Annotated in this window: 19 protein-coding genes and 2 pseudogenes; 8 read left to right on the top strand and 13 right to left on the bottom strand. The window is 69.6% G+C overall.

Annotated features, from left to right (window positions below; all coding sequences use genetic code 11):
• The first annotated feature begins 47 nt into the window (after positions 1-47).
• The 3 genes from JGU66_28215 (at position 48) to JGU66_28205 (ending at position 3129) form a co-directional block, all read left to right on the top strand.
• On the top strand, positions 48-1664 hold the full coding sequence (locus tag JGU66_28215) for an endo alpha-1,4 polygalactosaminidase (protein ID MBJ6764671.1): 1617 nt from the start codon (positions 48-50) through the stop codon (positions 1662-1664).
• 132 nt (positions 1665-1796) lie between these two features.
• Positions 1797-2450, top strand: coding sequence for a glutathione S-transferase family protein (locus JGU66_28210; protein MBJ6764670.1), 654 nt, complete (start codon positions 1797-1799; stop codon positions 2448-2450).
• Between the two features lie 82 nt (positions 2451-2532).
• Entirely contained in the window at positions 2533-3129 is a 597-nt protein-coding gene (locus JGU66_28205; protein ID MBJ6764669.1) for a hypothetical protein, read from the top strand.
• Between the two features lie 780 nt (positions 3130-3909).
• On the opposite strand, the pseudogene JGU66_28200 reads toward JGU66_28205, so the two are convergent.
• A pseudogene (locus JGU66_28200) lies at positions 3910-4170 on the bottom strand (hypothetical protein).
• A 408-nt stretch (positions 4171-4578) separates the two neighbouring features.
• Positions 4579-4785, bottom strand: a pseudogene (locus JGU66_28195) (hypothetical protein).
• A 220-nt stretch (positions 4786-5005) separates the two neighbouring features.
• Here JGU66_28195 and JGU66_28190 point away from each other — a divergent pair.
• Positions 5006-5386 (top strand): hypothetical protein, encoded by a 381-nt coding sequence (locus JGU66_28190; GenBank protein ID MBJ6764668.1) that lies wholly within the window; start codon positions 5006-5008, stop codon positions 5384-5386.
• 42 nt (positions 5387-5428) lie between these two features.
• Here JGU66_28190 and JGU66_28185 read toward each other — a convergent pair whose 3' ends face one another.
• Genes JGU66_28185 through JGU66_28175 form a run of 3 tightly spaced genes read right to left on the bottom strand, consistent with a single transcriptional unit; the run spans position 5429 to position 9487 of the window.
• Positions 5429-7072 (bottom strand): alpha-amylase, encoded by a 1644-nt coding sequence (locus JGU66_28185; GenBank protein ID MBJ6764667.1) that lies wholly within the window; start codon positions 7070-7072, stop codon positions 5429-5431.
• A gap of 59 nt (positions 7073-7131) precedes the next feature.
• Positions 7132-8931, bottom strand: a complete 1800-nt coding sequence (locus JGU66_28180; protein MBJ6764666.1) for a metallophosphoesterase — start codon at positions 8929-8931, stop codon at positions 7132-7134.
• Positions 8921-9487 (bottom strand): cupin domain-containing protein, encoded by a 567-nt coding sequence (locus JGU66_28175; GenBank protein MBJ6764665.1) that lies wholly within the window; start codon positions 9485-9487, stop codon positions 8921-8923. Before JGU66_28175 ends, JGU66_28180 begins: the two co-directional genes overlap by 11 nt.
• A 95-nt stretch (positions 9488-9582) precedes the next feature.
• Here JGU66_28175 and JGU66_28170 point away from each other — a divergent pair, with 95 nt between their 5' ends.
• Positions 9583-10062 carry an acyl-CoA thioesterase gene (locus JGU66_28170; protein MBJ6764664.1) on the top strand — a complete coding sequence of 160 codons (480 nt, stop codon included), beginning with the start codon at positions 9583-9585 and terminating at the stop codon, positions 10060-10062.
• On the opposite strand, the gene JGU66_28165 is transcribed toward JGU66_28170, so the two are convergent.
• Positions 10034-11533, bottom strand: a complete 1500-nt coding sequence (locus tag JGU66_28165) for a chemotaxis protein (protein MBJ6764663.1) — start codon at positions 11531-11533, stop codon at positions 10034-10036. The two genes, JGU66_28170 and JGU66_28165, sit on opposite strands and share 29 nt — an antisense overlap.
• On the bottom strand, positions 11530-12141 hold the full coding sequence (locus tag JGU66_28160) for a RedB protein (protein MBJ6764662.1): 612 nt from the start codon (positions 12139-12141) through the stop codon (positions 11530-11532). The genes JGU66_28165 and JGU66_28160 overlap by 4 nt, the downstream gene beginning before the upstream one ends.
• A gap of 242 nt (positions 12142-12383) precedes the next feature.
• Between JGU66_28160 and JGU66_28155 the strand changes: the two genes are divergently transcribed.
• A complete protein-coding gene (locus JGU66_28155) occupies positions 12384-13154 on the top strand; it encodes a class I SAM-dependent methyltransferase (GenBank protein ID MBJ6764661.1) in 771 nt (256 codons plus the stop codon).
• Positions 13155-13157: 3 nt separating this feature from the next.
• Here the strand turns inward: JGU66_28155 and JGU66_28150 are convergent, their stop codons facing one another.
• From JGU66_28150 to JGU66_28130, 5 genes are all read right to left on the bottom strand, one after another.
• Positions 13158-14186, bottom strand: a complete 1029-nt coding sequence (locus JGU66_28150) for a hypothetical protein (protein MBJ6764660.1) — start codon at positions 14184-14186, stop codon at positions 13158-13160.
• Between the two features lie 90 nt (positions 14187-14276).
• Entirely contained in the window at positions 14277-15836 is a 1560-nt protein-coding gene (locus tag JGU66_28145; GenBank protein MBJ6764659.1) for a mucoidy inhibitor MuiA family protein, read from the bottom strand.
• 10 nt (positions 15837-15846) lie between these two features.
• On the bottom strand, positions 15847-18000 hold the full coding sequence (locus tag JGU66_28140) for a mucoidy inhibitor MuiA family protein (GenBank protein ID MBJ6764658.1): 2154 nt from the start codon (positions 17998-18000) through the stop codon (positions 15847-15849).
• A 94-nt stretch (positions 18001-18094) separates the two neighbouring features.
• Entirely contained in the window at positions 18095-18916 is an 822-nt protein-coding gene (locus JGU66_28135; protein MBJ6764657.1) for a hypothetical protein, read from the bottom strand.
• A 107-nt stretch (positions 18917-19023) separates the two neighbouring features.
• Positions 19024-19344, bottom strand: coding sequence for an FHA domain-containing protein (locus JGU66_28130; protein MBJ6764656.1), 321 nt, complete (start codon positions 19342-19344; stop codon positions 19024-19026).
• Positions 19345-19521: 177 nt separating this feature from the next.
• Between JGU66_28130 and JGU66_28125 the strand changes: the two genes are divergently transcribed.
• Positions 19522-19893 (top strand): DUF962 domain-containing protein, encoded by a 372-nt coding sequence (locus tag JGU66_28125; protein ID MBJ6764655.1) that lies wholly within the window; start codon positions 19522-19524, stop codon positions 19891-19893.
• 41 nt (positions 19894-19934) lie between these two features.
• Here the strand turns inward: JGU66_28125 and JGU66_28120 are convergent, their stop codons facing one another.
• Complete coding sequence (locus JGU66_28120; protein MBJ6764654.1) at positions 19935-20438, bottom strand: outer membrane beta-barrel protein; 504 nt, start codon at positions 20436-20438, stop codon at positions 19935-19937.
• A 212-nt stretch (positions 20439-20650) separates the two neighbouring features.
• On the opposite strand from JGU66_28120, the gene JGU66_28115 reads away from it, so the two are divergent.
• Positions 20651-22066, top strand: a complete 1416-nt coding sequence (locus tag JGU66_28115) for a cytochrome-c peroxidase (GenBank protein MBJ6764653.1) — start codon at positions 20651-20653, stop codon at positions 22064-22066.
• Positions 22067-22244: the final 178 nt, after the last annotated feature.

Here is a 22244-nt window from a genome sequence, read left to right as displayed (position 1 = left end):
GTGCCTTGAGAGAGCTTTCCGCCCGGAATGCACCTTCCGGGTCACGGATGGGTTCCAATCGACGGTGTCTGTCTTTCCATGGCCTGCGGCGAGCGCTCAGGTTAGGGAAGGGCGCCCCGGTTCGTCCGGGTGCGGCTCCATCTCCCCTGGAGCCTCCCCCTCTCAGGAGTCCATCTTTGAGAACCGTTGCTCTTCGATTCGTACTGCCTTTGCTGGCCGTGCTCAGCGCTTGCCAGCAGTCCCCGGATGCGCCCGAGGAAGACAAGCGCGAGGTCGCTCCGCTCGCGGGCCAGGTCCTGACCTGTGGAGCCCTCCAGGTCCTGCGCGGTGGCATCGGCTCCGGACAGGGCATCGCGGGGTTGGCCACGCAGACGCTCTCCGGAACGCAGGACCGCTGGGCCGAGTATGTGGAGTTCGCTCCCAACAGTCAGGTGACGTGCTCCTTCGCGCTGCCCGCGTCCCTGTCCGGCGTCGCGCTGTCCGCGGCCGAGGTCGGCATCAACTACCGAGGTCCCTCGCGCGCGGAGATGCGCTGGACCTTCGAGGCATGGGACTACTCGACGAGCACGTGGGTCGCGCTGGGTGACAACACGTTCGCCACCTCGTGGAAGTGGACGGCCTCGGCGCTGGCGCTGCCCAGCCCCTTGGCGCGCTTCACGAGCGGCGGTCCCTTCCTCGTTCGCTATGGCACCAGCGCGACGGGGGATTCGTCCCAACTCGACCTGCTCGTCGTGCGCGTCCAGCCCGCGAGCGGGACGGACGCGGGTGAGCCCGCGGATGCCGGCACGACCGTGGACGCGGGAACGACGGTGGATGCCGGAACGGCCCTGGATGCGGGCACGGCGCCCGTGCCGTGGTCGGGCGTCTCCAGCTTCACCTATCAGCTCACGAACTACGCCAACTTGAAGCTGGATCAGATCGCCGGCTCGAAGTTCGACCTCGCGGTCGTCGATCTGTCGCGCGACGGCACCAGTGACTACTTCCGCGCCAGCGAGATCGCCGCCGTGAAGGCCACGGGCAAGCAGGTGCTCGCGTACTTTGAGATCGGCGCCATCGAGGACACCCGGCCGGAGTGGCCGCAGGTGCCCGCCGACCTCAAGCTGGGCGCCGTGGCCGGCTGGCCCGCCGAGCAGTACGTGAAGTACTGGGATGAGCGCTGGTGGCCCATCGTTCAGGGGCGCATCGATCAGGCCATCGCCGCCGGCTTCGATGGTTGCTACCTGGACATGATCGTCACCTACGAAGAGATCGCCGCCAACGCCGCTGGCACGAACCGCGCGGACCTCGCGCGGAAGATGGTGGCGCTCATCACCCGCGTCAGCCAGTACGCGAAGGCGCGCAAGCCGTCCTTCCGCGTCATGCCCCAGAACTCTCCCGAACTGGTGGACGAGGCCGGCTATCTGGCCGCCATCGATGGGTTGGCCATGGAGGACATGTACTGGTCCGACGACGCGGCGTGCAGCCAGGACTGGTGCGCGGAGAACCGCGCCAACGCGGCGCGGGTGCGCGCGGCCGGCAAGCTGGTGTTGACGGTGGACTACGCGGTGCAGGCCGCGCATGTCGCGGATGCCTATACACGCTCGCGCGCCGCGGGCTTCGTGCCGTATGTCTCGGTACGGGCGCTCGACCGGATGACGGTGAACGCGGGGTGGGATCCTCAGTAGCGCGAGGATGAGACGCCGGAGCCCCGGACTTGGGGCTCACGGCGGGTGCGCCGACAATTCGAGCGAGGACCTGTCGATTCCAGAGAGCCTCATTCGACGTGGCAGTGCAGTTCGTTTCCGCGAGGCGCACCCATGACCTTGAAGCTCTATTCCCATCCGTTCTCGTCCTACTGCCAGAAGGCGCTCACCGCGCTGTATGAGAATGGAACACCCTTCGACTACCGCTCGATGGAGGACGCCGGAGTGCCGCAGGAACACGCGGCGCTCTGGCCGCTGAAGCGCATCCCTCTCCTGGTGGATGGGGACCGCACCATCATCGAGGCGACCTGCGTCATCGAGTACCTCCAGCTCTACTACCCGGGACCCGTGCGGCTGCTGCCCCAGGACCCCAAGGCCGCGCTGGAGGTGCGGATGATGGACCGGTTCTTCGACAACTACATCTCCACGCCCCAGCAGCGGGTGGTCTTCGATCGGATCCGCCCCGAGCCGAACCGCGACCCGTATGGCGTGGCCGAGGCGCGCAAGCAGCTTGAGTCCGCCTACGCCTGGCTCGACCAGCGGATGGTGGGCCGCACGTGGGCCGCGGGTGATGACTTCAGCCTGGCGGACTGCGGTGCCGCGCCATTCCTGTTCTACGCGGACTGGACTCACCCCATCGCGGAGGACTTCACCCAGGTGTGGGCCTACCGGAAGCGATTGCTGGCGCGGCCTTCCTTCGCGCGCGCGGTCAACGAGGCGCGACCCTACCGGCACTACTTTCCGCTGGGCGCTCCGGATCGCGACTGAGCGCGAGGCCTGGGTGCCTTGACCGTCCTGGGAAGCCTCCCTAGCGTCCGGCGAGGCGCCGTACATCTGGGGCGGGCAACTCATGGGCAATACATCGGTCAAGGCGAAGCAGAAGCCCCTCATCGTGGGGCCCGTTCCCTCACCCGGCTCGGGCAACTTCGCGGTCGCGTTCACGGATCGCGACGGGGATGGGAAGCAGGTGACCGACCGAGAGATTGCCGCCCTCACGGTCAGCACCACGCCGAACGCCCACTACCTTCCGTGGGCGAACGGCGCCTTCACCCGCTGCGAGATCAGCCTGGCGTCCGCCGAAATCGAGTACTTCTTCACCGCGGACCTGAGTGGCTGCAGCCTCTGGTACAAGTTCCAGGACAACAAGGTCCTCATCCGCCACGAGGCGCGCACCACCGCCGAGGCCCAGCGAGAGCATGCCCTCGCTGGCTTCAAGTGCGTGGTGGACAGCAGCAGTGACCCCAACGACGTCCAGCTCAGCGTGGACCCGGACACGAGCGTCCGGAGCGCGCGGTTCTACGTGGTCTACGCGCTCCTGGACCATGAGGCGCGGCAGATCGACTTCCGCGTGCAACTGGTCGCGCAGAAGAAGAACCTGCTCACCCGCGTGGAGACCTACGACCTGGTCAAGCTGGGCTCCGTGGTGGTGGCGTTCCCCTCGCTGTGAGGCGCGGGGCTACCCGCCCGTGAGCCCGGGGAGGTCCAGCCACGCGATGGGGTTGAACCCGGGCGTGGTGGGCGTCTCGAAGCGCCAGATGAACGACACGCTGTTGAGCGTGGAGCCCTGCAGCGCGCTGGTGAATCCAGACAGGCACGCGCCGACACCCTGGGGTGAGAGGGATTGGAACATCGTGCTCGCCGGCGCGCCGCCGCCGAACTGCCGGCCCAGGTTGGTGCGCAGGTAGATTTGATTGATGGAGCCCGAGTCGATGTTCCCGCCGTACCCGAAGGCCGCGATGACGTACTCGCCCGCCGAGAGGGTGACGTCGCAGACGTCGCTGCCGCTCGCCGTGCCGCGCATCGGCTGCTGGACGCCATCAATCCAAATCTGGAGGCAGTCCACCCGGCTGCCCGAGCGCAGCAGGATGCGGGTGACGTCCTGGTCGTTGGTGGCGGCGTCCTTCTCGTGGCCTCCGCCCGACACGTTCCTCGCGCCGCCCAGCGGACCCGTCACCGCGTGCACGGAGTTCTCGACCGGCGCCTGTCCCGTGGAGCCGAAGCACGGCCACATGTAGGAGAGGTTCAGCCAGCCCAGCACGTTGACGACGAACTGCTGCGTGTAGAGGAACTTCTCCGCGTCGTTGAACTTGTTCTGACCCTGGGCCCACGCCTGCTGCTCCAGGAAGGCCTGCTTCGCCATCACCTTCAGCGCGGCGGTCGCGTCTGTCAGCAGGGTGTCCGCCGCCTGCTGGTAGGCCGCGCGCTTCTGGGCGCCCTCGGTGCTGTACCAGGGCGCCGAGCTGTAGATTTGATCGAAGTAGCGCCAGCGCGCGCTGTAGATGGCCAGGGCCACCGTGAAGTACGCGGACGTGTACGGCAGCTTCTGCGTGGGGTACTGCGACGCGGGATAGTTGGCGTTGTACGTGAAGTACGAGGCCCGGTCCGCGAGGAGCTGGCACAGGGTGTCGTATTCGTCGTAGCTCCCGTCATTCAGATACAACTTGATGGAATTGAGGATGCCCGTGAACTCATCCTCGATGGAACTCATCACCGAGGACTCGACCCCGGTGAAGACAGCCTTCACGACGAAGCGCTGGATGGCCTCCCACACGGCGTTGACGTTGGTGGTCGAGGGCCAGAAGATGTCCAGCAGGTCCCCCAGGAAGCCGCCGATGTCTGGGATGAGGTTGATGAGCGCGCCGACCAGGTCCTCCATGTCGCTGGCGACCGTGGCGAAGGTCTCCTCCCCGTCGACCACCGCGAGCTGCGTGACGGTGCCGTTGGTGGCCTTGGACACGCCCGGCCAGCCCGAGGGCTGCGAGCTGTACATCTGGAAGCTGTCGATGTTGTCCCCCAGGTTGAACTGACCCTTCAGGTCGCTCACCAGGGAGTTGGGGCCGAAATACAGCTTCTTCTTGTCCGAGTGTTTCTCGTTGTAGTCCTCGTCCTCGTAGACAATCAGCCAGGTCTGGGGGCCGGTGACCAGGGACTCGATGTGGTCGCCCACCTTGGCGCCGTTCGGCGAGCTGAAGCCAAACAGGGTGAAGTTGTAGTCGTCCAGCTCCGGCACGCTCTGGGCGCCGGTGAAGTTGATGTACGCGTGCTGATAGCCCCACATGTCGAAGAATTGGACCCAGGTTCCGGATGCGCTCGTGCTCGGCATGGTGCCCCCCAAAGGTGGTGGATGCGTTCGGCCGGGGCGCTTGTGCAAGCCATGGGCCCAATGTCGGGCCAGAGGGCGTGCGCCTGGGGCGGTGGCGGAATGGGGGCGGGTTTGCGTCATGCCGGGACGCACCTGCGTTGTCGACGTCGCGTGGCGCGTGAATAAGCGCACCGCGCGTGCGTCTGCGCGGCCCGGGCCGCATTTCCTCGGGAGCAAGCGAATGAGCCGCATCGTGGTGTTGGCGCTGTTGCTGTGTGGGGTCTCCGCGAGGGCCGAAGAGCCTCGGTGCGTGAGCAACTTCGGGAAGACCGCCTGCGGGTACCACTGCGTGGCGAACTACGCGCAGGTGAAGTGCGCCCAGACGGAGGAGGGCGTCTGCACCGCCAACTATGGCGAGGTGGTGTGCTGGGACCCGCCCAGGAGGGGTCACCGCCGCGAGCACGGGGCCGAGTATCCCCGGGCCCAGTGCCTCAGCAACTACGGCTCGACGGCGTGCGGCTATGCCTGCGTGGCCAATTATGGCGAGGTCAAGTGCGCCCAGACGCCGAGCGGCATGTGCTCGGCCTCGAATGGCCACGTGACGTGCTTCGATCCGCGCTGACCTGACGGGTCGTCTGGTTGGAACGCATCTCGCGCGTCGGGCTCAGCGCAGCCGCCAGACGCCGGTGGCATGGGCGGGCAGGCGCACGCGCCACTCGCCCGTGCCTCCCGTGGGCGCGGGGACGTCCCGGTCCGTGAAGAGCGGCTCCGCGGTGTCACCGATGACAGGGAGGGCGCCGCTGGTGACGAGCGCGCCGGAGAGGTTGTGCACCACCAGCACCTGCTCCTCGCCCGAGAAGCGCACGTAGGCAAGCAAGGGCGAGGCGCCGTTGGGGGGCGTGAGGAGCTTCAGCCCGCCCTTCGTGAGCGCGGCCGAGCCGTGGCGCGCGCGCAGCAGGGACTGATAGCGCGACAGCAGGGAGCCGGTGACGCCGCGCTGGGCCGCGACGTTGGCGGTGTCTCGGCCTTGGGAGAAGCCGTACCACGGCGTGCCCGAGGTGAAGCCACCGCCCGCGCTCGCGTCCCAGGGCATGGGCGTGCGCTTGGCCTCGTCGTTGTTGCCCGCGCCGTTGGCGAGCCCCACTTCCTCGCCGTAGTACAGGAAGGGCGCGCCCGGCAGCGTGAGCAGCAGCGCGGCGGCGGTGCCCAGCTTGAGGGAGTCGCCCTGGAGCTGGGTGGCCAGCCGGACCATGTCGTGGTTGGTGAGGAAGGGCGCGTCGGCCACGCCCACGGGGTAGCGCGCGGCCATGTCGATGAGCTTCCCCGCGATGCCGCTCGCGTCCCCCGCGCCGAGCGCCGCGATGATGCGCTCGGACATGGGGAAGTTGAAGTTGAGGGGCAGCTCGTCCCCACCGGGCACGCGCGTGGTGTCGCCGTAGTACGTGGCGATGACGGAGGTGTCGCTCCAGTTCTCGCCCACGAGCACCGCGTCGGGTTTGACGGCGTGCACGTGCGCGGCGAGTTCCTTCCAGAAGGCGTGCGTCTCGGGCGTGTCCGACTGGCCCGGGCCGCCGCCCGTCTCGATGAGGTAGCGGGCCGCGTCCAGGCGGAAGCCATCCGCGCCGCGCGACAGCCACAGCGAGGCCAGGCGCTTCACCTCGTCGCGCACCGCGGGCGTGGCGAGGTTGAGGTCCGGCATCCCGCTCCAGAAGACGCCGTAGAAGTACGCGCCATGGAGCAGGTGCCACGTCGGGTCGCTCGCGTAGACGCTCCAGGGCTGATTCCAGCCGAGGTTGCGGTCGCGCCAGACGTACCAGTCCCGGTGCGCCGAGGTGGGCGAAGCGGCCGAGTCGACGAACCACGGGTGCTGCGCGCTGGTGTGGTTGATGACGAAGTCGAGGATGACGCGCAGGCCGCGCTTGTGGGCCTCGTCGCACAGCGTCTGGAAGTCCGCGAGCGTGCCGTAGTCCGGCTGGATGCGTTCGTAATCCGTGACGTCGTAGCCGTGGTAGCTGGGCGAGGCGAACACCGGCATCAACCACAGCGCATCCACGCCCAGGTCGCGCAGGTAGTCGAGCCGCGAGGTGAGGCCGGGCAGGTCTCCCACGCCGTCGCCGTTGGAGTCCTGGAAGCTGCGGACGAAGACCTCGTAGAAGACCGCGCCCCGGTGCCACGCCGCGCCCTCGGGAGGCATGAGGGTGAGGGACGCGTTCGGGGACAGCGGTTGCGGCTCGGGATTCGGCGCGGTGTTGGCGCAGGCGGACAGCAGGGCCACGCCGAGCAGGGACACGCAGCGAGGGAAGCGCATGGGCTCGCTCTAGCAGCGAATGCCGCGCGGCGACCAGTCCAGCGCCGCGCGTCCGTCGCCTACAGGCGCAGCGGTGGCTCGATGAGCACGGGGTCGGTGGCCTTCGGGTCGTCCGGGTCGAAGGCGGGTGAGCCAGGCCCCGCGCCGGTGGGCTTCCACTGGCGCGCCACGCGCTCGATGCCCACCGGGAACACCGTGAGCCGTCCGTCCGCGTCGATGCGCAGCCTGAGGAAGTTCTTGTAGTCAGGCAGGGCGAGCGAGCCGAACGCCTCGTTGGAGTGCGCGCCGAAGACGTTGACGCTCAGCCACAGGTACAGCCCCACGAGGAACGGCCCGACGAGGAAGCCGCCCAGGAACGTGAAGGTGCACGAGAAGAGGAACTTGCCGGCCAGGTGCATCCACCCGTCCGCGCAATGCGAGCCATCCGCGGTGAGCACCGGGCAGATGCCCAGCTTGCTCACCGTCAGGTACGTGCCGCCCCATGACACGAGGAACGCCGCGAGGATGTGACTGAGGCCATGCACCGCGCCCACCAGCGCGCGCCACTTGCCGAACGCCGCGTCCGCCAGCGAGATGAGCCCGCCGATGGTGACGAGCCCCAGCGCGAGCGTCCACGGCCGGTTCACCATGTTGTTGGCCACCGCGGTCAGCACCTCGGGGAGCTGCGACAGGCCCAGCGAGCCCACCTCCGCGTAGGCCGCCAGCGCCATGAGCAGGTACAGCGTGCCGGTGATGACGCCGAACCCGGGGCTGTAGCGGATGAGCATCAGGTTCTTGCGCGCGAGCTTCCGCGAAGTCTTCTCATCCGGGAAGCTCTTCTGGAGCTTGTAGCCGTCGCGCAGCACGGGCGCGGCGGGCGCGTGCGTGGGGTGCAGGAAGGCGCCGCCTCCGCCCGCGGTGATTTTCTGCCGGCCCGCGGCGTCCTCGTGGCGGCGGTAGTGGTGCAGGTCGCCGGCGAGGAAGACGCTGATGCGCCGGCCCAGCACCTTCTCCTGGAGGTACTCCAGGTTGTTCTCCAGGTAGCTGCCCTTGCGCCGCGTGGACGCGGCCATGATCCACGCCGGCTCCGCGTTGCAGAGGATGACGCGGTCCTCGGGCCCCATCTGCTGCGCCACGTGGCGGAAGTACTCGACCTGGGGCACGTCGATGTCGCTGTTGAGCTGCACGTCGGTGCCGATGAGCCACCACGACTGCGGCAGCTTCAGCGCGAAGTAGCTGCGGCTCTGGCGCGTGCGACGCCCGGCCACCCACCGCTGCGCGCAGAACAGGCGCATGAAGGCAGACAGCCCGTCGTACCAGTCGTGGTTGCCTGGGATGACGAACAGGTCCGGCTGGTTCGGCGGCTGCGAGCGGCGCATGGCGGCCTCGTAGGGCTGCACCATGCGCTCCTCGTACACCTCGCGGCTGGCGCCCGGGTACACCTGGTCTCCGCCGAACACGAGCACCCGGCCGCGCTTCGTCGCGTGCGCGGCCGTGCCGCCGCGCACCGGCAGGTTCAGCTCGGGCAGCGCCAGGAGCCGCGCCACCGTGTACGTGGAGTCCCAGCCGTCCCCGATGTCCGACACGTAGTCGAGCCAGAACTCGCCGTTCGGCGCCGCCTCGCTCGAATAGTCGAAGTAGGGCTCTTGCGGGCGCACCACCGCCTCGATGAGCCGCAGGTCCGCGCGCGAGCCGAACACCGTGGACACGAGCGCGTCCAACCCCGTGCGGAACACCTGCGCGGGATGAAGCCAGCGCACCATGTCCGCGTGGTGGTGCGGCTTGGTCGCCGTGGCGCTGCCTCGCTCGCGCACGCGCCGCGCGACGGGCTCGGGCTCCAGCGGGGCGGGCAGGTTCCGAAGCTCGGGCTCACCCGCCATCGCGCACGTCCTCCCGAGGGCCCTGCGTGAAGCGCTGCTCGGGCCCGGGGCCCGCGTACACCTGCACGGCTCGGAACGCGGGGCCCGGCGTCACCACGCGCGCCGAGTGCTTCGCGCCCGCGGGGATGTACACCGCGTCCCCCGGGCTCACGCGCAGCGCCTGCCCATTCACTTTCATGTCCGCGGCGCCCGCCTGGACGTAGAGCAGCTCCGCGCTGGTGGCGTGCACGTGCTCGGGCACCTCGCCGCCCGCATCCAGCTCCAGCACGGACATCGACGCGGCCGTGGCGCCCGTGGTCGCGTTGAGCATCAGCGTCGCGTGGCCCTTGCCGCCCGCAATCGTGTAGCGAGGCGACTCGGCGGTGGACACCCGGTAGCGCGGCGGCGCGGGATTCGCGGGCTCGGGACGCGTGGGCTCGACACGCGCGGGCTTGGGACGCGCGGGCTCGACACGCGCGGGCTCGGAGGTAGGGGGCGCCGGGTCGCGGGCCCACGCCAGCGCGGCGGTGCCCAGGGCCATGGCCGTCAGCGCGGCGAGCAGGGGTCGGTGAGGCATGACGCCTGAATTACCATGTCCTCCACCCTTGCCTGGAGGGGAGGCATGCATGGGATAGCTTTCCCTGGCGGCGCGGGCTCGGGCACCCTGGGGGCATGTCGGCTTCGCCCCTCGAGAGCTTCCCCATCGTGGTGCCCTTCACCGTCCACTGGAGCGAGATGGACGCGTTCGGGCACGTCAACAACGCGCGCACCTTCACGTGGTTCGAGTCCGCCCGCATCGCCTACCTGGCGCGCATCGGGTTGACGGGGCCGACGGCGGCGGGGGCGGACACCGCGCCGGGCGGAGTGGGCCCCATCCTCGCCACCACGCAGGCGGACTACCTGCGGCCCGTCGTCTTCCCGGCGCGGCTGGTGGCCGGGGCGCGCGTCACGCGCATCGGCAATGCGTCCATCACCTTCGAGCACGCGGTGGCGGGCGAGGAGGACGGCGTGCTCTACACGCGCGGCAGCTCCGTCATCGTCACGCTGCGCTATGCCGCGCACGAGAAGGTGCCGGTGCCCCAGCCCATCCGCGCCGCCATCGAGGCGCTGGAGGGCCGGCCGTTCAGTCCTGCTTCTGATACGTCTCGATGACGGCGTTCACCTGCTCGGTGACGGCCTGAAGCGTCTCGGCCGCGCCGCGCGTGGCGTCCACGCGGTCGAGCGTGGCCTGCATGAGCGCGGTCAGGTCCGTCACCGCGGTGAACAGCTGCGCCACTCCCGCGGCCTGCTGTCCCACGGTGGCGGCAATCTGCCGGACGGAGTCCGAGCTGCCGCGCACCATGCCCGACAGCGTGCGCAGGCTCTCACCGGAGACCTGGATGGCCTCCATGCCGCGGCCCATGCGCTCGGCGCCGCGCCGCGCCAGCTCCACGACGTCCTGGATGCCCTGGCGCGTGTCATCCACGGCGGAGCGCACCTGCCCCGTCGCCTGCACGGACTGCGACGCGAGGCTGCGAATCTCACGCGCCACCACGGCGAAGCCCTTGCCCTGCTCGCCCACGCGGGCCGCTTCGATGGCGGCGTTGAGGGCGAGCACGTTGGACTGGTCCGCCAGGTCCTTCACCGTCTGCGCGATGCCGGCGATTTGAGCGGTGTGCGCCTCCAGTCCCTGGATGCGCTCGGAGATCTCCGTGGCCTGGGCCCGGATGTCCGCGAGCGCGCCCACGCTGTTGCTGATGGCGGACTCGGCGGTGGCGCCCACGTCGCCCGCGTCCTCGGTGGTCGAGAGCACGCGCTGCGCCTGCTGTGAGGCCACCTGCGCCGTCTGGCGAATCTCCTCCGCCGTCACCTGCGCCTCGTGGAGCGCCTGGGCCTGGCGACCCAGCGTCTCGCGCTGCGCCCCGGTGGCGAGCGTGAGGGTGCGCATGGCGTCCTTCAGCGCCTGCGCGGAGTGGGCCAGGGGGCGCACGACGCGCTCCTCCACCGCGCTTCGGGACAGCTCCAGCCGAGCCTCGCGCTCCGCTGCCTCGCGCAAGTCCCGCTGGCCGTGGATGCAGGACACGATGAGGAAGAGGTCCTCGAACACCACCCACGCGGCGTGCTCCAGCCAGCGCCAGGACTCGGCGCCGTGCGCGCCGAAGATGGACTCTGGCCAATAGGCCCCACGCAGGATGTGGTCCGCCGCCACCACGCCGCTGAACGTGAGCAGCACGCGCCAGTCCCGATAGAAGGCCAGGAGCGCCAGCGAGCCGAAGATGTGGAAGTGCGTCTCGATGCGCCCGCCCGTCAGGTGGATGAGCAGCGCGGACATCAGCGCCTGCCCCACCGCGATGACGTGGCGCGTGGACACCTGCCCCGGACGGCCGAGCGCGAGCGCGACGGGCAGGCTGCCGAAGAGGAAGCCCAGCACCACGGCCGCCCACACGTGCTCGTGCACCTGGCTGTCCAGCCCCGCCCACGTGCGCGGCGAGACGACGAGCGCCGCCACGATGCCACCCAGCCACTGAAGCCCCATCAGCAGGGCGAACGTGCGGTCGGTGCGGCGGTGCAGGGCGCGCGACTGCACGGCGAGGAACTCGTGGGCGCGCGCTTCCACGTCGAGGTCGGACAGGCGGATGTTCATGGCGAGGCGGGCGTGCTCAGCAGGCAGCCAAAGACAGGGGTGGAAGAAGAGGACGCGGGGCGGGAGGCCAGCAGCGCGCGGATGGCGCGGCCACCCTCGCTGTCGCCCTCATGTCCACGTGCGACGGTCAGCCCGCCGCTGAACTGGTGGGTGCCATCGGGGCCGTAGAGGACCACCTGCCCGGAGGTCTGCGCGCCGAGCCGCCGCGCCATCGCGCCGTCCACGTCCGCGACGACGTCCACGCCGGGAATGGCGGCGGCCTGGGCCCACAGCTCGCCGTGCTCCCAGCCTCGCGGCGCTTGCTGGGGAGACCACACGAAGACGCGCGTCGAGAGGTGCCCGGCCGAGTCCTCCATGAGCCGCGCCAGCTCCGTCAGCGTGGCCCGCGAGCACGGGCAGCGGGGATGGACGAACACCCACAGCGACCACGCCCCCGGGCGCGTCTCTCCCGCGAGTTCGGGAGGAAGCGTCGAGGGCGCGGACTCCGAGGGGCCCGCCGTGAGCGCGTGCACCCACAACGCGCGAGCCCCCGCCGCCGCCGCGAGCCCCCAGCCGAGGAGGAGCGCCACGAGCCCCCAGCGACGCGTCCGCGGGCTCCACCGCCCCATGAGGGGCACTCCGCGGACAGGGGATTCGGAAGCGGAGGCGGAAGGCATGGACCCGGCTGCGAGGTGGGGGAGAGGACTCGGGACGGCTCGCGCCCGGCTGGCGCGAACAGACCAGAGTGATGGGTCGAGTTCAACCCAGTCGAGCAGACCGACGCACTGGCTGTACGCCCGGTGGGGGAGCGCAGGGTGTGACAGAACGGGAGCGCCCCGAGGGGCGCGCTGGCTGTTAGGAAGGGCGCGTCATGAACGACCCCGTCCTGGGTTTCTATGAAGGGCTGGCCGAGGAGTACCACCTGCTCTTCGCGGACTGGGCCCAGTCGGTGGAGCGGCAGGGCGCGGTGCTGGATGCGCTGTTGCGGCGCTCGGGCGCACCGCCTCCTCGGCGGGTGCTGGACTGCGCCTGTGGCATTGGCACCCAGGCGCTGGGGTTGGCCGCGCGAGGCTACCACGTCCATGCCACGGACCTGAGTCCCGCCGCCGTGGCTCGAACGGAGCGCGAGGCCCGGGCCTCCAACGTGACGCTCACCACGGGCATCGCGGACATGCGCCGGCTGGACACGCAGGTGCCCGGCACCTTCCACGCGGTGCTGTCGTTCGACAACGCGATGTCACACCTGCTCACGGACGCGGACCTGGACGCGGCGGCGCGTGCCATGGCGTCGCGGCTGGTGCCCGAGGGGCTCCTGCTCGCGAGCATCCGGGACTACGACGTGCTGCGCGAGGGGCGACCGCGCTTCACCTCGGAGCGGGTGCTCGACACGCCCGAGGGGCGGCGCATCCTCTTCCAGCTCTGGGACTGGTCCGCTGATGGCGGCCAGTACACGGTGCACCAGTTCATCCTGCGCCAGGATGGCGGCACGTGGCAGACCACCGAGCACACCGGCGTGTACCGCGCGCTCCAACGCGTGGACCTGGAGCGAGCGCTCACCCGGGCCGGCCTGGTGGATCCGCGCTGGTACACGCCCGAGGAGACGGGCTTCTACCAGCACATCATCACGGCGCGCCGGCCATAGCCCTCAGCCGCGCTTCGCGTCGGCGGGGGCGTTGGGGTGCCGCGCCAAGAGCATGCGCAGCTGCGGCTGACGGCGCACCAGCTCCTGCTTGAGCAGATGCGCGATGAGGGCCGGCGGCGCCGCGCTCCACCGCGCGATGTTCTGCACCAACATGGGAGAACGATAGGTGCGCCCGCACAGGAGCGACGTCGTCTTGCCGTCCACGGGCATGCCCACCAGCGCTCCCAAGGCGCGGCCCTCGGTGTTGAGGATGAGCTCGGCCTTCTCCTCGGCGGGGCCGCTGGCGAAGCGCTGACGGAGCACCTCGCGCGCGGCCCGTCGCGTGCCCTCGGGGATGTCTCGGTCCACGGTCAGCTTGTGCTGCTCCAGGAGCCGGCGCGCGCCCCAGAGTCGACGGAACAGTCCGCTGGGGAGCTGCGGATTGCGCACCAGCCAGCGGCGCACGCCCGCGTCCGCCGCGAACGCCGCGCGCGCGACCACCGCCTCCAACCCCACCGGGTTTCGATGGTGCCGCGCCACCAGTCGCGCATGCGTCAGCCCCACGTGGGGGTTCTCCAGCACGGCCTTGATGACGGCGGGCACCGGGTCGAAGCACAGCGCGCTCAGGTCCGGCTCCTCCGCCGCGCGCGCGAGGGCGACGCGCTGATCCTCGGGGAGCGCGTGCAGGCGCGTCTCGAAGCGCTGTCGATAGGTGACGAGCGAGGCCTCGGGCTCGTCGTCGAGCGGCTCGGGTTCGCTCTCCGCGTCCGCTTCGGGCTCGGCCGTGAGGAGCAGCTCGGGCTCGGCCTCCGGTGCGGGATGGGGCGCGGCGGGCGGCGCGGCCGGCGACGAGGCATCGGGCAGGAGCGCGCCCTGCGCGACGAGCCGCGTGAGGATGGCGTGGATGCGCTCCGTGGGCAGGCCCGTGAGGGCTTGGAGGTCTCGGGCCCGGGTGCGTCCGTCCAGGCGCGACAGCACGAAGCCCTCTTCCGGGCCGAGCGGAAGGCTCCGGAGGTCCACGCCCGGAGCGAGCTGGGGGATCCAGTCGTTCATGCGCCCGCGAGTCTCCCACGGCCAGCGCGGCACCGCTCGCAGGATGAGCGGTGCCGGGTCGAGGTGGGTTCGGACGAAGACGCTGGAAGATTACATGGCGTAGTTGAACGGTGCCTCGATGTGGAACAGGAGATCCACGGTGCGTGTCTCGCCCGGCGCGAGTGGGACCTTCCACTCCGCGATGCCGTCCACCTTCGCGAGCGAATAGCCCGGGGTGGACTGCGGCTCCAGCTCCACCGTCACGTCCTCCAGTTCGGAGACGGGCACGTGCTCGGAGAGCACCACGGTCTCGGGGCTCGGGTGCAGGTTGGTGAGCTGGAACCGATACGCGTAGCGGAAGCGCGCCGTTCTGCTGAAGGGGCCCAGGGGATTCCGGACCTCGGCCATCACGGTGCGTTGCACGCGGAGCCCTTCGTCCTGGCCGAAGGTCAGCTCGAACGGAGCGCCCGTGGACACACGTCCCAGGGAGTGGCGCCCCAAGAAGGCCGAGTCCCGGAAGACGCTGACCTGCCCCGACAGCAGCGCGAAGGGCGTGGTGTTCGTCATCCGCGCCACGCGGTAGATGATGGGGCGCTGCTGGGGCACCGTGCGCCAGGAAAACTCCGCGGCGAGCACATGCCGCCCCAGCGGCACCCGCACCGCCGTTCCGTCGCCGGGAATGGTCGTCGCCTCCAGCGCCTCCCACTGCACGGAGAGGCCCTGGTCGATGACGCGCAGGCCAGTGCCATCGGAGGCGGGAGTTGGGCTGGCCACCTCGGCGTGCTGGGGCGTCGATTCACGCCACACCAGCATCGGCTGGGTCTCGGGCTGGCGGTCCGCCATGAGATAGATGGGTCTCTGCGCGGGGGGTGTGGCGTCCTCGGAGGGGAGCGCGGTGGAGATGAAGATCCGAGCGCCCGTCCAGTCCAGGCCGGTCTCCTGGCGCACCGTGGCCAGGGTGGTCAGCTCCACGCGCTGGTGCGCTTCGTCCGCGCGCGCTTCATAGGTCGGCACCCAGCTCACGCCGCCCAGCAACGCGGACAACTCCACATGAGGCCGAGACGCCGCGGGGCAGGTGAGCCGCACCTCGACCCGATACTCGCCGCGCGCATCGAGTTCCTGGAGCCGCGCCAGCTCCGCGAGCGCCTCGGTTCGTTGCGACTCGAGCGCCTGCCGTTTCTCCTCGAGCGACCGAGCCTCATGGATGCCCTGCATGCCCAACTCCAGCGCGACGTCGAAGCCCGCGGCCCAGCCACGCGGATCTGGCTGAGGGCGGGTCAGCTCCTGCGTGACACGCGCCGCGGCGACGTCCGTGGAGTCGCGCGCGAGCTGCTCCAGGTGTTGCGTTCGGGCCTGAGGGACCGCCAGCGCGGCCAGCTCCCGGTTCAGGTTCTGCTCGCGGGTCCGCCACGTCTCCAGGTCGCGCGCCAGCTCCGCGCGGTGGGGCATGCGCTCGACGGAAGAGCCCACCAAGGAGGCTCCCTGGACCGAGGCGCGGAAGCTCTCCGGAGGGGCCGAGGAGGGCAGCGGTTCGAAGACCACCGTGGTGGCGCCGTCGCAGGCGACATCCTGAGCCCAGGTCACCTGGGCGCGGTCCGGGTGGACGATGACGGAAGACACGGTGGGCGCGGCGGTGAGCGCGAGGAAGGGGAGCAGCGGAAGCGTGAACATGCGGAGGTCCTCACGGAGACTGGGTCAGGCGCCAGGACTTCGGACGGCGCACGGTGTACTGGAAGGTGATGACCTGCTTGCTGGAGGGCGGCAGCACCAGACGCTCCCAGCAAAGCTCGCCTGTCTTCTCATTCACCCGAGCCGTGGGCTGGGTGGCCACCAGCTTCACCTTGACGTCATCGCTGTGGCTGAGCGGCCACTGGTCCACCACCTGCACGGGCATGGGGAATGGATAGGGATTGGGAATCTCCAGCGTGACTTCGTAAGCGTTGACGTCGTCCTTGGAGAGAAGCCCCTGGGTTGATTGCACGACATGGATTGTGCGGGTGGCGCGGACGGACCGGTCGACTCCGAGCGGCAGGGTGAACGGCTCTCCGGGAAACATGGGGGACAAGGTCGCGGTGCCCACGGGGTCCGCGCCAACGAAGAGGGCCGCCTGGCCACCCGGCAGCGGGCTGCTCGCGGGGCTCTTGATGCGAGCGACGAGATAGGCCTCGGTGCTGAGCGAGGTGACGAGGTGCCGCTCGACCTCCACGGGCCAGGACTCCGTGCGCAAGGGAAGGGTGCGCTCGCCCACGGCACTGCGCACCGTTTCGGGCAACGCCGTGGTGAAGCCCAGTTCGTGGCTCGCCGCGAGTGCGGCGGGGAAGTTCGGATCCCTGGGGGGGGCCCAGCCGCCAGGCGGGGTGAGGTCGATCGGAACAGGCACGCGCGGTGTGCTCTCCGAGCCACCAGCCAATCCGGAGAAGGTGTAGCCGTGGTCGATCAGGGGGAACGTGTTCTCCTGACTGACAGACAGTCCGTCCACGACGTAGCCGTTCTTGGGGGACGTGTCCTCCTGAGAGGCGGGTGAGATCAGGGCCGCGTTGACCCGAAGGGGATGACCCTCACTCGAAGCGATGCCTTGTTGGAGCAGGACGTGTTCGCCGGGCTTGCGGAAGGTCAGCGTGTAGGTGCCCGGCGGAAGTGTACCGAAGGCGTAGCGCCCCTGTTCATTCGAGAGGACCTTGATGGGCTCCGGCGCGTCCGCGCCTTGCACCCCGCCGCCCAGGACCTTGGCCTCCACCAGGATCCCCCGCACGGGCTTGTGGGTGATGAGATCGAGGATCGTGCCGCTGAGTGGAGGGACGGCGGTGAGCAGACCGGCGGTTACCTCCTCGATGGTGACGCGGGGGGCGCGGAACTTCTCCAACTGCCGCCAGAGCTGGGCGCTTTGCACCTCGTCGAGGGAGGGAGCGGACCGCGGCGGGGCGGGGGCAGGCGGCCCGCTGATGGGCGGCACGCGGCCCGAGGCGTGGGGGATGAAGTGCTCGGCGCTGCCAATCGTCCACGTGGTTATTTGCGGCAGCGAGGTCGCGGCGGAGGGCTGCGCCATGCTGAGCGTCAGGATGGATTGCGCCCAGTCTTCGCCGGTGTTCTGGACGACGCGCCCCGACAGGGACACCTGGACGCGCTGCTGCTCGGGTTGGAACTGCAACTCATAGCGTGGCGTCCAGCGAACGCCTTGGCTCACGCGATAGGAGAGGGTGGCCTTCACGCGGCCCTTTCCCGTGAGCAAGGCTGACACCTGGATCCGGTCTACCTGCGACTGTTCCTCCAGGCGATTGGCCTCCTCGAAGAGGCCCGTGCTCTCGCTGTCCAGAGCGCTCCGCTGGGCCTCCAGTTCGCGCAGGCGCGCCTCACGCTTCGTGACCTGGGGGACGAGGAAGTCGGTGGCGGCGCGCCAACCCGCGGGCGTGGCGAGGGGCTTCGAGACGTCCGCGGTGAGGCTCGCGGCCGAGGGCGGATGGATGCCGCGAAGGGCCTGGAGTTGTGAGGTGACGAGGTCCCGCTCCGCGTCCACGCTGGCGGAGGACTGGCGCACCCGGCTCAGCTCGCTCAGGAGCCGCTGCGTCTCCTGCGAGGGCAAGCGGTGCTCCGGGAGCTTCGGGTGCACGATGTCGACGGCGGCGATCACCGCCCCGGGGGCCTCGACCTGGATGGAGTCGAGATCGACGCCCGCGGGAAGCAGGGGAAACTCCACGCGCTGGGAGCCCGTGAGGCTCAAGGTCGCGGTGCGACTCACCCTCGCGCTGTCTCGGTAGAGGGTGACGTGGGTGATGGGCGCTTCAGGAGTGGAGTGCAGCAGACTGCCTACCGCCAGCCCGAGTCCAAGAAGGAGCATGTCGCCACGCTAGGGGCCCGAGCGTGGGACATCCTCACCGGTTCATCATGGCTCGCGCATGTCCCGAGCACGCCCCGGGAGGCGATGCTTGGGGCTACGCGGCGCGCGAAGACGCACCTTCCAGCTCCGCGAGCCGCTCGTCGAACCGGCGGTCCAGCGCGGCGGGGAGCACCACGTTGCGCAGCAGGGACTTGCGCCGGTCCTGAGGTCCGTAGCGCGTGTTCACGACGCGGACCTCCTCGACGCTCAGGTATGTACTCTGGTGGCACGTGGCGCAGCGGTGGCGCAGCACCGAGACGCGGAAGTTCGTGCCCATGAGGTCGTCGGTGCGCAGCTCCACCAGGCTCCGCAAGTCGCCCGCGTCGATGAGCGGCTTCACGTCCGTGAAGTTCAGTCCGTGGGAGGACAGGCTGCGGGTGTCGAGCCAGCGTTGGCAGGGCTCGCAGAACAGCCGCCTCGGGCCCTCGCGGCCAGCGAACAGCGCCATGCCCACCATGACGATGGGCTCCACCACCCAGACGAGGGTCACCATGATTCCCTGCGTGGTCTTGCCCTTGCTGTCCACCCAGCCCGCGGCATTGCGCGCGGAGATCCACTCGGAGACGAAGTCCGGCGTCACGCTGCTCAGCAGCACGCCCCACGAGGCATCGGGATAGGCCTCGCGCAGCTCGAGCGCCAGCGTGCTGGCCCACGACGCGACCCAGGCCACCAGCGCGGCGACCACGATGAGGCCCCACGCGAACGGGGGACTCCGGCAGGGCGCTCGCGAGATGACGCCCTCGCCCAGCTTGCCGATGGCGGCGCCCAGCGCGCAGGGCAGGACAAACTGAAGGATCTGCAAGGGCATCACGTAGAGGAGCGGCTGATAGAGCGCCCCCATGAGCGCGGCGCAGACCAGCAGGACCAGCGCGAGCACCGGCATCCTCGGACCGAGGCGGTGAGACGGTGCATAGACAGACAAGGGCATGGGCATCGCGCCCACTCTATTCGAATCTCCTCACCGCGATGCTGCGTTCCGGGAGGTCACGGACGCGGAGGCACGTCGCGGACGCGCAAACCATACGGCCCGATGCGAAACTCCGCGCCTTCGCGCAGCGGGCGCCGCCCGTGTCCATGCACGCCGTCGATGAGCGAGCCCTCCTCGCTGTCATCCACCAGCACGAGCGACTCGTCCGTGACGCACAGGCGGATGGCGAGGCGGGAGACGCGCGCCGAGTCCAAGACGAAGTCCGCCTGCGCGGAGCGACCCAAGGTGATTTCCGGCTGCTCGAAGGCCTTGCGCTGTGCGGGCGTGCGCGCCCCCGCGTCCACGGGCCATGACTCCACGATGACCGCACGCCCCATCGCTCGACCTCCGAGGGCCTGAGGATAACCCTGCGTCCAGGCTGGGGTTTTTACCCAGGAGCGCGCCCCTCGCGCGAGGGCCCGCCCGGGCGCCTGCCCCGAGTGCCTGTCCATGGACACACGGTGGGGCGTGGACCCGGGTTGACGCGAGGGGGGAGCCTGGACACAACTTCACGTATGTCCGACCGCATCCAGACCTACGCCGAGTTCTGGCCGTTCTACCTGCGCGAGCACTCGCTGCCCATCACCCGCTGGCTCCACCTGGTGGGCACCAGCCTGGGCGTGGGCTTGGGCGTGACGGCCGCGGTGACGGGCCGCGCGGGGTTCGTGGGGGCCGCGCTCGTGTCCGCCTACGGCTTCGCCTGGGTGAGCCACTTCACGCTGGAGCACAACCGTCCGGCGACCTTCAAGTACCCGCTCTGGTCGTTCATCTCGGACTTCCGCATGGCGGGCCTGATGCTCACGGGCCAGCTCGGGCCTCACCTGGTGCGCGCCAACGCGGGCGCCTCGGCCGCCGCGTCCGAGCGGACCGCCGAGGCTTCGCGCTAGCGACACGCCGCGCTCCCACGTGTCGCTCGCGGTGCGAGGGATTAGAGGAACACGCTGAGCTGGATGCCCGTGGTCCCGAACGGGATGCTGATGACGTCCGCGTTGTGGTCGAAGCGGAGCGCCAGCCCCACCGTCCCGGAGATGCTCACGTTGGGGGCGAAGAAGTACTCCGCGCCCAGCCCGCCATGAAGGGCGAAGTTCACGTCATCGTCGAAGAGGAAGTCGAAGGTCATCCCACCCTCGACGTAGGGCCGCAGGTCGCCCGTGCGCAGGTGGTGGCGGTAGGCCGCGCCCAGCGAGAACTGCGCGTCCGCGTCGGGCTTGAGCGCGAAGTTCAGGCCCAGGTTGAGCCGCAGCGAGCCCACGTCGCTCAGGTAGTAGAAGCCACCCACCGTCGGCAGGGCGTTGATTCCCAGCGTCAGACCCTTGGCGCCCGCGGCAGGCCCATTGCTGGAGGCGCTGGCCTCCACGGGCACGTCGGCCTTCGCCGTCTCGGCGGCGGCCATCTGGAGGGGAATCGTGGTGAGAGCAATTGCGGCGAGCATGGGGAAACGCATGGAGTCGAAACCTCGAAGGATGTGACAGACAGCGGCTGTCGAGCCAACTGGGCCTTATATCCCGGTCTCTCCTGAGCGCCTCTTTTTGGCTGGAACGCTGAGTGTGCCTCCACGTCGAGGGGTAGAGGGTTCGCTCGCTGGGCGGGTCTTGATGAAGGTATGGGGAGAGCCAGACGCGGCTTGGGCGGAGTGACACTCTCATGGGCCACAGGTGTTCCCTATCGGGCGAAAGGCCCGGAGGGTGCACCATGGGGTCCTTGCAGAAGTGGGTAGGGCTATTCAGTGCCTTGGCATTGGGTGGGCTGGCGCAAGCAGCGCCGCCCAACGGTAAAGAACTCTTTCAGAAGCCTTTTCCAGGGACGAACGGGCGCTCGTGCGCGACCTGCCACGTCCTCGAAGAGGAGACCGTGCTGACGCCTCAGCACGTCGAATCGCTGTGGGCGCAGTCGCCGACGAATCCCTTGTTCAATCGGCTGGACGCGGATGACCCGAGCGCGGCGGTCCTCACCTACGCCCATCTCAAGAAGGGCCTCGTGCGGGTCACCCTGCCGGTCCCCGCGAACATGGATGTCATTGATGCGGCGGGGAATGTCATCACCCCCTCGGACCGGAAAATCTCTGTCTGGCGCGGGGTGCCGAGCGTCCGAGACACGGCCATCCTGGGGCCCTATCAATACGATGGGCGCGAGGCCTCGCTCCAATCGCAGGCCCAGTCCGCCATCCTGGGGCACAGCGAGGGTGGACTCGTCTCTCCGGAGGAGCTGGATGCCATCGCCCTCTCGGAGCGCGACGACTTCACGTCGGACCGCGCGCGGTTCGTCTCGAACCTGTTCGACTGGGGTGTCCCGCTGGCGTTCATTCCGGATCCCGAGCGCTTCATGTGGCTCACCCCACAGGAGCAGCGCGGGCGGGACGTGTACACGACGGCCTGCGAGGGCTGCCACGGCGGGAGCACGAAGAACCGCATCGTGAACCGCGCCGTCCACGACGCGGCGTTCCTCGCCCTCAAGCCCAACGGCACGGTCATCTTCACGGTGGATCCCCAGAAGGGGCCAGTGCTTCAGCGGGTGCCTCGCCCGAATGACGAGTTCCTGAACGTGGGCTTCGCGTTCTTGAGCTACCTGGGCCAGGTGGGCCAGCTGTCCATGTACAACTCGGATGTGCAGCTGCCGCGCTACCGCTTCCGGTTCTACACGGACGGCACGCGCCAGCACGCGGTCACCGAGCTGCCGCCCGTCCCGGTCACCGTGAGCGGGGATCCGCTCGACCCTCGGTCGGCGCTGGATGCGAATGGCTTCCCCATCGTGGGGCCCAATGGCGCGCCGCAGCTCTTCACGACGGACCCGGGCCGAGCGCTCATCACGGGAGACCCGGCGGACTTCGAGGCCTTCGACATTCCCTCGCTGCGAGGCATGGCGAAGACAGCGCCCTACTTCCACGACAACAGCAACGCGACGCTGCAGGACGTGGTGAACACCTACAGCCGGCTCATCCTGCCGTTCCTGCCGGACATGCACCTGCCTGCCGTCCACCCGCCCGAGGATGCGCAAGGCTTCCCCGAGTCCCTCACTCCCGCGCAGAAGCAGGACCTCATGGCGTTCCTGAAGCGCCTCTGAGTGACACGGTGCCGCGCGAGGCTCGCAGTCGCTTCGCGCGGCGCCATCGCAGTCCTCCCACTCGCCAGCGCATCCCTGATGGGAGCGTGGTTCAACGATGCGGAATCCATGACCGACCGGCCCGTGCTCGCGGAACTAGGCTCTGTGTTCGTGCGGTGCACTGGGGCCCGCGCGAATC

The organism is Myxococcaceae bacterium JPH2, from assembly GCA_016458225.1.
In the GTDB taxonomy this organism is placed as follows: domain Bacteria; phylum Myxococcota; class Myxococcia; order Myxococcales; family Myxococcaceae; genus Citreicoccus.
The sequence above is the reverse complement of the archived record's forward strand: the minus strand, read 5'-3'. Positions and strand labels throughout refer to the sequence as shown.